We start from the raw sequence: 10,517 nt of genomic DNA on the forward strand, positions 1-10,517 counted from the left end.
ACGCCACACCCGCCGAGTTCGAGCACGCCCACTACGCAGCCCTCAACCGAGAGCCGCAACCCGCATAGGAGCGGCCGAAAACCTGGGGCGCTTCACACTGAGGGCGTCGGCATCTCAGTTGCCACAGGACACGGCCGGCATCCCAGCAACAACATCCGAATGAGAGGGAGACACACCCATGGCCGCAAACATTCTCGGCAACCCGAACCCGCTCGACTCGATCAACAAGGCCTTCCCCGCTGCCAAGGGGATCGACCCGCTGCAGTGGGCAGCCGACGTGCTATCGGCCAAGGGCCTGTCGGCATCCAACAACACCATCAAGTCCATAAAGGCACTGCGAGACGCCGAGCCGTCCCTCGACCTCAACAGCGCGGTCTACCTCGTCAACCGCCTGAAGTGATCACCACCCACCCTCGAAGGAGGTGCACGACACTTCACCCCAAGGCCGTTCTGCGCTACCGCCCCTGACCGCCGCCACCCCCGACGGGCCGACCACCAGACAGGACGAGCACCCGGCGGGGGAACCACCCACCACCCCGACGACATCCCTCATGTCTAGGCCGATCGGACGATCCGATGGGACGAGGCACTCGACCCCGCTCGGGGAAACACTGATCCCGTCGAAGTCGACTACCGCTCGAGCACCACTTCCCCGCTCACGAAGATCACCATGAAGCGCCTTACCCACTGCGCCGTGGCCCTGTCCCTGGTCGGCATACTGTCCACCCCCGCCCTCGCAGCACCCACCACCGAGACCCCCACCCAGACAGCGACGCCAGCCGCCGTCGGCGGCACCGCCGAGACCCCCGGCCCGCTCTACATCGATTCTTGCCACTACATCCCGATGATGTGCTGAGGTGTCCGCGTCCGGGCCCGCTCCCGCGAGCCCGCCGTCGGCCGATCACCCATTGGCCACCCCCACGAGCGACGTGCCGATCCCGTAGGGTTTGGCTCCCAGCCACCACTGCGAAGCGGCCGGCGGGGGACCCATGAGGTCTGGGAGGTTGCGCGTGCGGATCGGCGATGTCACCAGACGGGCGCTCCCCCTCGTCGACGCCGTGGCCTACCTCGGGCTGGGCGCTTGCCTGCTGATCGGGCTGTTAGGCCGCCCCCCGGCACGGGCGGGGTGATCGATGTGATCGTATGTACGATGGCAGCCCTGGGGGCCTTGTGGCAGCCGGCCTGGCTGGCGGTGGGACTGGCCTTCATCGTCGGTCAGGCGATGTCGATCCCCATGTCGCTCGCCACGTACCTGCTGACCCTGGTCGGCACCTACTGGCCCGCACACCGATCCCAACGCATTGGCTACGCCGTCATGGCCTGCGGTGTGGTCGGCGTCCTGGCACAGGCCAATCGGCAACCACTGGCAACCACCGTCGCCCTATGCCTGTTCTTGGTGGCCCCTGCCCTCGCGGCGCGCTATTACAAAGGCATGTTCAACGCCAGCGAACAGGCACTGGCCCAAGCCCGGAAACAACGTGCCCACGAGAAATCCGTGCTGGCCCGCGAACTGCACGACACCATCTCGCTGGCCATGACCCACGTCGTGCTCATGGCCAAGGAAGGCCGCACCGGCCACGGCGACTCCCGCGAGACGCTCGAAGACATCGGGATGGAAGCACAGCTCGCACTGGCTGACCTGCGCGCTCTGCTCGACCTACTGCGCTCCGAGGATCCCTTGGACGTCCCGCTGTCCGGCCTTGAACGAGAGATCGCCCACAGCACCGACGTGCTCGTCAAGGCCGGCTACGTGGTCAGCATCTACCAACACGACGACCTGTCCGGGATCAACGGCAACCCCCGCGTCGCCCGAGCCCTCACCCTCGGGTTGCGCGAACTCACCGCGAACGTGCTCCGCCACGCCGTCCCCGGAACCACTGTGGCCCTCGTGGTAGGCCAGTCCAGCACCACTGCGAACCTCTCCATGTCCAACGTGGCCGCTGACGGGATCGCCACACTCGCCGACGACCTGCCCTCCGGACACGGACTCCAGGGGATGGCCGAACGACTGGCCGAGCTCGGCGGCGAGGTGTCCACCTACTGTGAGGACGGCCGGTGGTCGACCATCATGGCCGTCCCCTTTACCACACCCCCCAACCCCTCACGGGACCCCAATCCCCCAGTGGGAAAGGAATGACCATGGAAGAACCACGCCAGTCCACCCGCTACGACCCGATCCGGGTGGGCATCGTCGACGACGACCGGTTCACCCGCGAGTCGCTGGCCCGACTCCTGCAACAGGACGCCGGTATCGAGGTGCAGTGGGTCGCCCACGGCGGGCATTCGGCAATAGAGGCACTGAGCGTCACCTCGACAAGCGACCACCCCACCCAGATCGCTCTGGTCGACATCAACATGCCCATCATGGGCGGAGCGCAGGTCTGCGTCGCCCTGCGCGAGATCGACCCCCAGCTGCGGGTCATCATGCTGACCTCGCTCGATGTCGGTAACAACCTTGCCGACTGTCTACAGGCCGGTGCCTGCGGCTATGTCATGAAGGACGACGCACCCGAAGCGCTGCCCCACATCGTCCGCGCAACGCTGTACGGAGTGGACATATTCTCCGGGTCGGTGTCGTCCATGCTGGCCGGCAGCCTCAACAACCCACCCACGACCAACCTGGCCCCCAAGAACACCGCGACCAGCCCCCTCACGGAACGCGAACACGAGGTCCTCATCGCCGTGGCCGACTCCCTGACCAACAGCCAGATCGCCCACCGACTCCACATCAGCGAGCCCACCGTCAAGGCCCACCTGCGCGCCATCATGACCAAACTCGATTGCGTCGACCGCGTCGGGGTCATCACTTGGGCATTCCGCAACGGCATCATCGACTGACACCACCCGAGAGCGCCGCCTACAGGGAGCAGCGCTGATCCCGGTCCACCGCACCGGTGCCACGGAGGATCTCGACCGGGTCATGCCGCGTCCTCTACCACTGCGCCTGGGACCCGATCCGATCGACCTAGTCCGGCGGCACCCCCTCCGTCGAGCACATCCCGTGAAGCGCATCGCCCACATCGCGGGAGTGTCAGTTAAACGGTGTGGGGTCCGGCGGGTTTCAATGAGTGGTTCTCTCGAGCCGGCCGGCGAAAGTGATCGCGAACGCGTTCAGTGGGGGCCTCCACCTGATCACCCAGCGTGCCCTGCCCCGCAGGCAGGGTCAAGGGGCCGGGTGAGCAGGTACAGGCATTTCATCGCTGCCTGCTCGTTCGGGAAGCGATGAATAGAAATCAATCGACGAGGTATCCACCGCAGACGGACAGCGGGGGTTCGGGGCGTACGCCCCGAACCCCCGCAAGGCCCGTCATGGCCCGCTGCACACCAGACCAGAGAGGCGGGGCCGGTGGGCGCGAAAGCAGCGTCGCAGCGCACATCGTCCCTCACATATCAGCACAGCGCTCCAGGAGATCACCTACCGGCAAAGGGGAAACCGGCCGGGTTGTCGGACAGGTTTACCAGGATGTTCTTCGTCTGCTGGTAGGCATCGAGGATCATCTTGTGGGTCTCACGCCCGATGCCGCTCTCCTTGTAGCCGCCGAAGGGAGCCCCGGCGGGGAAGGAGTTGTACTGGTTCACCCAGACACGTCCGGTACGCACCCTGGTGGCCACCCGGATGGCGCGCTCGAGGCTCCTGCTGAACACGCCACCACCGAGCCCGTAGACCGAATCGTTGGCCATCGCCACCACGTCGTCCTCGTCCTTGAAGGGGATGACCACGCCCACCGGGCCGAAGATCTCCTCACGCGCGACGCGCATGTCGTTTCTGCCGACCAGCAGGGTGGGCTCCATGAAGACGCCCTTGGCGAGCTCACCCTCGGTGGCCCGCTGGCCACCGACGGCGACCTCGGCACCCTCACCCTTGCCGATCTCGACATAGGACAGGATCTTCTTCAGCTGGGCCTGGTTGATCTGGGCGCCCATCTCGGTCTGCGGGTCGAGGGGATCTCCGATCCTCACCTTCTTGAACGAGTCGGTGAGACGACCCATGAAATCATCCAGCTTGGACTGCTGGATGAAGATGCGCGAACCTGCCGAGCAGACCTGGCCCTGGTTGAACAGGATGCCCATGGCCACGCCATTGACCGCTGTCTGAGGGTCGGCGTCGTCGAAGAAGACATTGGCGCTCTTGCCACCGAGCTCCAGGGTAGCGGGAATGATCTTCTCCGCCGCCGCCAGCCCGATCTTGCGGCCGACCTCGGTGGAGCCGGTGAAGGCCAGCTTGTCGACATCGGCATGCTGCAGGTATTCGCCGGACTTGCCGCCGGAACCGGTGATCACATTGAGGACACCCTTGGGCAGGATGCCGGCCTCGTCGATGAGGCGGGCGAGTTCCAGTACCGACAGCGAGGTGGAGCTCGACGGCTTGAAGACGACCGTATTGCCCGCCACCAGCGCCGGGGCGAGCTTCCAGGCGGCCATGAGGAAGGGGAAGTTCCACGGCACGATCTGCCCGATGACCCCGAGCGGCTCGCGCAGGATGATGTTGAGGGTGTTGGGGTCGATCATGGTGGCGGCACCCTCGTCGGCACGCATGCACCCGGCGAAGTAGCGGAAGTGGTCGGCGGCCAGCGGGATGTCTGCGGCGCTGGTTTCGCGGATCGGCTTTCCGTTGTCGAGGGACTCGACGGTAGCCAGGAATTGAGAGTTCTTGTCGATGAGATCGGCGATCTCGAGCAGGGCCTTCGAGCGGGCCTGGACCGTGGTCTGCGACCAGCCCCTGAATGCCGACCTGGCTGCCGCGACTGCGTCGTCTACGTCGCTCTTGGTGGCGTCGGCGATCCTCGCCAGTTCCGTGCCGTGTGCGGGATCGAAGGCCTCGAGGGTCGCCCCGTCACTGGCCTGGCGCCACTCGCCGCCGATGTACATCCCGTAGTTGGTGGTTGACAAGACCAATTCGGTCCCGGGCCGGGTGATGGTTGCGGTCATTACGTCTCCTTCATCGAAAACTGGGACGAGCGGCGCTCTTCTGTGAGCGGCTGTGCCCCCCTGCTCGGCTCTGCGATGGCAATGCACCGAGTGACTTTCACGGTAGCGCGCCGGACGGTGGGAGTACGAGCCACCGGGGTAGCTTTTTCAGGCAATCGCCACTAGCCAGGGCCCGCGGCGGCAACAATCCCTGAGGCCACCCGGACCAGGCCCCGGGATGAGAACCACCAACCGGGTCCCGAGCCTGGGAGACCGGTCAACGGGCGCCCCGACCCCGCAGGTGGCGCCCGGTCAGCCATGACCGGGCTAGGGTCGCCGGGGGGTCGGAGGGGAGAGGACACTCACAGGGGAGGGAAGACAATGCGGATCATCGCGGATCATCGCGGACGTCGACACGGACATCGACGATGCCCTGGCGCCGGTGCAGTTGGCCTCCCGCCAACCTGTGGCGTGAGTTGGACGATCTCGTCGTCAGGCTGGCCAAAGCCACAGTCAGGCGAGCCCCCACCCATTCGGATCACAATTCTGGCCGGTGCCACACAATGACCTCGCACTTGCCGAGAACAGCGAGAGTCGTCGGGATCTGCAGAGGCGCTGACAGGAGTCTCCAGCTCCGGTCAACCGGTTGCCAGTTTCCTGATCGGAACGACAGAGGCGGGAGCGCCTGTGGCCGACCGATGCCGATCCCAGCTGCCTTTGCCCATGCTTCCTTGGCCATCCAAAGCCGACGAAAGGCCACTTCCTGTTGCTCACACGGCATGTCGAGCAGTTGCGCCAGCTCCGATGGGTGAAAAACGGCCTCGGCGGCGTCCCTCCACTCGGGCACTGGGCGGTCCTCGACGTCGATCCCGACCTGCGGCCCGACGCCAATTGCGACTGCCACGAGGTCGTGCCCGTGGGACAGGCTGACCGACGCCCCGGGCCGCTCGGCGATGACCGGACGCCCCGTGGCCGTACGCTCGATCCTCACCTGTGGCACACCCGGGAAAGTCGCGGTGACAGCCCAACGCAACAACCGGTGGGCTGCCACGAATGCCGTCCGGGCCTCGTCGTCACGGATCTGCCCGGCACGTTCGGCGTCATCGCCCCAGAGCTTCGTGTGCGCCACCGCAGACGGCAACCGGGTCGGTCTCGCCCACCAGGCAACAACAACGGAGACCCCCATCATCGACCGGCCGGAACCACGCGCAGTTCAACATCGCCACAGGTGCTGGCCAACTCGTCGTCGTGGGTCACCACCACGACAACGACCCCGGTGGCGGCCAGCTCACGCAGGAGTGCCGCCACTCGCGTCATCGCCGCGAAATCCAGGCCGGAGGACGGTTCGTCGAAAACGTAGACGTCGCGGCGCTGCGCGAGGCCGGCCGCAATCACCGTGCGCTGCTGCTGGCCCCCGGACAACGACAGAGGATGCCGCTCGGCCAGGACATCGAGTCCGAGGCTCCTCATCGCCGCCTGTGCCCGCGTGATGTCGCCACCCAGCGCGACCTCATCGGCGACGGAATCGGCGAACAACTGACGGTTGACGTCCTGCATCACCAAGAAACAGTGACGGCGTCGGCTGGCGGCACCCATGCGATGCCCATCGAGCGTGATGCTTCCCTGTGGCTCCAACAGCCCGCAGATCACCTTGACCAGAGTGGTCTTGCCCGCGCCATTGGGCCCGCTCACCACGGTCACCCTTCCCCGGGGAAGATGCGCCTCGCGCAGGCGCAGGGCCGGGATCCCGCGACGATATGAATAGCTGAGGTCGTGCAGCCACACCCCGTCCTCCCCCCCTTCCGCTACCGGCAGCGTGCCGCTCGACGCGGCCGTCAACCTGCGCAGGCCCAGACCCATCCTGCGCGGCGCAGGCATGGCGAAGAACTCGGGTCCCGACCACCGATCCACGAGATGGCCCGCGTCGAGCAGCACGACCCTGTCGACGAGTCCCTCGAGATAGGCCAGCCGGTGCTCGGCGATGAGTATCGTCGCACCTCGCATCCTGAGTGTCGCGATCATCTCGCGCACCGTGGAGATGCTCTCCCGGTCGAGGCTGGACGTGGGCTCGTCCAGGACGTAGACCTCAGGATCGTTCACGAACGCCGCGCCGATCGCAACACGCTGCTTCTGTCCCCCGGACATGGCATGCATGGACGAGCCGAGCAGCTCACCGATGCCGAGCGCCAGGACAGCCGAGCCGATCCGTTCGCGAATCAGATCAGGTGGCCTACCGAAGTTCTCGCTCGCGAAGGCCAGCTCGGAGACCGGATCGACACAGAAAAACTGTGTGCGCGGGTTCTGCAGGACGCTCGAGACCTTCCTGCCGATCGTCGCCAGATCGCTGTCGGCGACCTCGATTCCGGCGACCCGGAGATACCCGGTGACATCGGCAGGCGTCAAGTGCGGCACCAGCCCGCTCACGGCCTTCAGTAGGGTCGACTTCCCGCACCCGGAGCTCCCGACGACCAGGACCGTCTGCCCTCGTTCGACCGCGATGTCCACTGTCTCGATGGCCCGCTCCCCACCCGGGTAGGCCACGCTGAGCCCCTCTGCCTCGATGACCGCCGTCATGACCACACCACCAGGGCCAGCACCGCGATCGTTGCGGTGCACAGTGCACCGTCCCACCAGCTCAGCCGTGGGCAGGTGATGCTGGTGGCCCGCTGCCCGCAGCCGAGGCCGCGCGTGAGGGCCGCCGCGGTCAGGTCATCCCCACCTCGCACCGCCGCGGCGATAAGGGGCACGACGAGACGGCGTCCCACGCTGAGGGGCCTGACCACGAGATCGAGCGGGCCGTGCAGGATGCCACGCACCCTCATGGCGTCCGCAATCGCACGCGCAGTATCGGCCAGTGTCGGGATGTAGCGGATCATCACCATGAGCGGAACCGTCACGGCGTCGGGCACGCGGTATGCGCGCAGCAGAGCCAGCAGCTGAGCGGGCACGAGCGCCGATATCAGAACAACTCCGAAACCGGCAGCCATGATGTAGCGCCACAAAAGCAACGTGCCCGCCAGCAGCGCCGCGACGCCCTGGCCCGCCCCGCGTCCCACGGCAATCGACAGCGCCGCCACCAGGACCCCGCCGGCCATGATGATGACAAGCCAGCGCCACCGGTCCAGCACCAAGAGCAGTGCGATGAGCAATACGAGCGCACCCAGCTCGAACACCCGCGGCGTGTTCGCCAACAGGGCCCCGACGAGCGCGACCACGCATGGCAGCAGCGACCTCGGGTCGAACCGGGGGCCAGAACTCGGGGATTCCGTCGTGACCGTGGTTTCTGTGACGGTCACCTCAAGCAAGCCCGGCCTTCACGAAACTCTTCTGGAGCACCGACCGGCCCAGCAGGCCACCGAGCAGACCGGCGACGAAGCACAGCACGGTGAGAACCGCGAGCATCGGCCCTGACATCAAGGAGGCGTAGACCCGCGTCCACTCCGCACCCATCTGACTGGCAGTCTCGGCGAGGACGGCGTCTCTCATGAACAGCAGTGGCAGGTATGCGCCGATCGGCCACAGAGAGAAGAAGGCATAGGAGAAGATGGACCTCCAACCCGTCACCGCGGACCGGTCGGATGCCAGCCACCAGGCGATCCCCCCGGCGATGAGCGCGGTGAGCAGGGTGATGGGATGGTGCCCCATGACCACCATGAGCACACTCAATATCAGCGCCATGATCTCAATACAGACAGCGTGGTGAATGCGTGCAAGGAACAGCATGAAGGTGATGCCGTTGACCACCGTCGCGATCGGCCCAGTGAACACTTGCAGCACCGGAGAAAATGCGCCCGCCGCATTGAAGATCATGTAGATCACGACATAGATCGCAGTGAAGATACCTACTTGGATGAGTTCTTTCCCCGAGGGTTTCATCGGGTGCCCCTTTCGTTGGTTGTGATGTGCCAGCGCTCCGCGTCGGCGCGCTGGTTCCAGAAGGCCGCATAGCGCGGATTGGAGGCCACCAGCTCGGTGTGAGTTCCCACGGCCTGGATGCGTCCGTGTTCGAGGAAGGCGATCTGATCGGCCCGTGCGATCGTCTCCGCCTGATGGGCGATGACGAGCACAGTCACGTCTGTGTGCAGCACCATCAGCGCCGTCTGCACCGCCTGAGCGGTAACGGGATCAAGGGCGGCCGTTGCCTCGTCCAGGAGCAGAACGGGCGCACGCTTGAGCAGCGCCCGGGCAATGGAGACACGCTGCCGCTCCCCTCCTGACAGCAGCCGACCCCCTTCGCCGACTCTGCTCGACCAGCCATCGGGCAAGCGCTCCGCAATGGGTGTGACCTGCGCCGATGTAGCCGCGTCGAGCAGTTCGTCGTCGCCCGCAGCGTCGTCACCCAGCGCGACGTTGGCCTTCAGTGACTCGTCGAAGAGATACGAGTCCTGGAACACCAGCGCCAGCCGGGCCATCCGGTCCTCGTCGCTCAGCTCACGCACATCGACCCCACCGATGCTGATGCGGCCGGAGTCGACGTCCCAGAAGCGGGCGATGAGCCGGGTCACGGTCGTCTTGCCGGAGCCCGACGGCCCGACCAGCGCCGTGGTCCGACCTGCCGGGAGGGTCAGGGTGAAGCCGTCGAGGACGCGATGCTCAGCGTCGTACCCGAAGACGACATCCTCGAGCCGCACCTCATTGCCGACAGGAAGCACCGCAGATCGCTCGGGCGAGGCCATCTCGGGCTGATCCAGCACATCGGTCACGTCGGTGAGCTGCAGCTCGGCCCGGCGAAGAGCCGTGTTGAGCTCGGCGAGCACCCGGAGAGGACCCGACACCTGGGTCGACAGCGCGACGATCGCCACCATTGCGATCGGGTCCAATGCGCCGACCAGCGCCCGCAGCAGGGCCACGCTGACGACCAGCCCGAACAGCAGATTGATGACAAGGCTCTGCGGTACCATCCCGATCACCGACGACCACAGGGCCTTCGTCCCTGCGCGCTGACGGGCCTCGATGGCTCTCGAGAGCGGGAGATAGTCGGTGCCGAGGACCCCGGCAGAACGCAGCGTCACCTGGTCCTCGGCAAACTCCAGGAGCCGCCGGTCGGTCTCGAGCGCCGCATCCTGCACCCCGGCCTCAGCGCGCGCGTTGTGGTTTGTGCCCCAGCGCGTGACCAGAAGAATGATCGGCATCGAGGCAAGCAACGCCAGCCCGGTCGGCCAGTCGAAGAATACCGAGACGATGGCGACCGCCACCGGAGTCGCGACCGCCGAGACGACCGGCACGAGCACGTCCATCGCGGCCTGCGACACATACATCGTGCCCCGAGCGACGATGGTGGATGCCCTGGCTGTCGAGGTGGAGTCGAACCAGCTGAGCGGCAGCTTCACCATGTGCTCGCTCAGACGCCGGTGCATGTCGCGTACCACGCTCATCGACACGTCGAAGCCGCGCAGCGTGGAGGTCACCACGAACACCGCGTTGACGATGCACGCGCAGCCCAGCACCACGAGCCAGGTCCATGCCGCCTCGTGATCGCCGCGCAACAGGGCGACGAACAGCGGCACCAGAGTCGCCAGCGCAAGTCCCTGTGTCACGCCGTTGAGAACGGCGAGCACCACGAAAACACGCATTGACCGACGCGAAATGACGTCGCCGATGGCCATCAA

10 protein-coding genes and 1 pseudogene are annotated in these 10,517 nt (G+C 66.1%); 4 read left to right on the top strand and 7 right to left on the bottom strand.

Annotation, left to right across the window (positions count from 1 at the left end; all coding sequences use genetic code 11):
* The first annotated feature begins 178 nt into the window (after positions 1-178).
* The 4 genes from BMX93_RS05590 to BMX93_RS05605 all read left to right on the top strand — a co-directional run bounded on the left by BMX93_RS05590 (position 179) and on the right by BMX93_RS05605 (position 2,838).
* Positions 179-400, top strand: coding sequence for a hypothetical protein (locus tag BMX93_RS05590; RefSeq protein WP_091968893.1), 222 nt, complete (start codon positions 179-181; stop codon positions 398-400).
* Between the two features lie 270 nt (positions 401-670).
* Positions 671-856, top strand: coding sequence for a hypothetical protein (locus tag BMX93_RS05595; protein WP_091968895.1), 186 nt, complete (start codon positions 671-673; stop codon positions 854-856).
* A 294-nt stretch (positions 857-1,150) separates the two neighbouring features.
* A complete protein-coding gene (locus BMX93_RS05600; protein WP_143052826.1) occupies positions 1,151-2,137 on the top strand; it encodes a sensor histidine kinase in 987 nt (328 codons plus the stop codon).
* Between the two features lie 2 nt (positions 2,138-2,139).
* Positions 2,140-2,838 carry a response regulator gene (locus BMX93_RS05605; protein ID WP_177170084.1) on the top strand — a complete coding sequence of 233 codons (699 nt, stop codon included), beginning with the start codon at positions 2,140-2,142 and terminating at the stop codon, positions 2,836-2,838.
* A gap of 223 nt (positions 2,839-3,061) precedes the next feature.
* On the opposite strand, the pseudogene BMX93_RS13255 reads toward BMX93_RS05605, so the two are convergent.
* The 7 genes and pseudogenes from BMX93_RS13255 to BMX93_RS05635 all read right to left on the bottom strand — a co-directional run.
* Positions 3,062-3,219: pseudogene (locus tag BMX93_RS13255) on the bottom strand (IS256 family transposase); the annotation flags it as partial.
* A 192-nt stretch (positions 3,220-3,411) separates the two neighbouring features.
* Positions 3,412-4,929 carry an aldehyde dehydrogenase family protein gene (locus BMX93_RS05610; RefSeq protein ID WP_091968898.1) on the bottom strand — a complete coding sequence of 506 codons (1,518 nt, stop codon included), beginning with the start codon at positions 4,927-4,929 and terminating at the stop codon, positions 3,412-3,414.
* Positions 4,930-5,446: 517 nt separating this feature from the next.
* Positions 5,447-6,097, bottom strand: coding sequence for a 4'-phosphopantetheinyl transferase family protein (locus BMX93_RS13535; RefSeq protein ID WP_091968900.1), 651 nt, complete (start codon positions 6,095-6,097; stop codon positions 5,447-5,449).
* Positions 6,094-7,482, bottom strand: a complete 1,389-nt coding sequence (locus BMX93_RS05620) for an ABC transporter ATP-binding protein (protein WP_091968902.1) — start codon at positions 7,480-7,482, stop codon at positions 6,094-6,096. The genes BMX93_RS13535 and BMX93_RS05620 overlap by 4 nt, the downstream gene beginning before the upstream one ends.
* Positions 7,479-8,204, bottom strand: a complete 726-nt coding sequence (locus BMX93_RS05625; RefSeq protein WP_177170086.1) for an energy-coupling factor transporter transmembrane component T — start codon at positions 8,202-8,204, stop codon at positions 7,479-7,481. Before BMX93_RS05625 ends, BMX93_RS05620 begins: the two co-directional genes overlap by 4 nt.
* Position 8,205: 1 nt before the next feature.
* Positions 8,206-8,784, bottom strand: coding sequence for an MptD family putative ECF transporter S component (locus BMX93_RS05630; protein WP_091968905.1), 579 nt, complete (start codon positions 8,782-8,784; stop codon positions 8,206-8,208).
* Complete coding sequence (locus BMX93_RS05635) at positions 8,781-10,481, bottom strand: ABC transporter ATP-binding protein (RefSeq protein WP_177170087.1); 1,701 nt, start codon at positions 10,479-10,481, stop codon at positions 8,781-8,783. The genes BMX93_RS05630 and BMX93_RS05635 overlap by 4 nt, the downstream gene beginning before the upstream one ends.
* Positions 10,482-10,517: the final 36 nt, after the last annotated feature.

Source organism: Propionibacterium cyclohexanicum (genome assembly GCF_900111365.1).
GTDB classification, from domain to species: Bacteria; Actinomycetota; Actinomycetes; order Propionibacteriales; family Propionibacteriaceae; genus Propionibacterium; species Propionibacterium cyclohexanicum.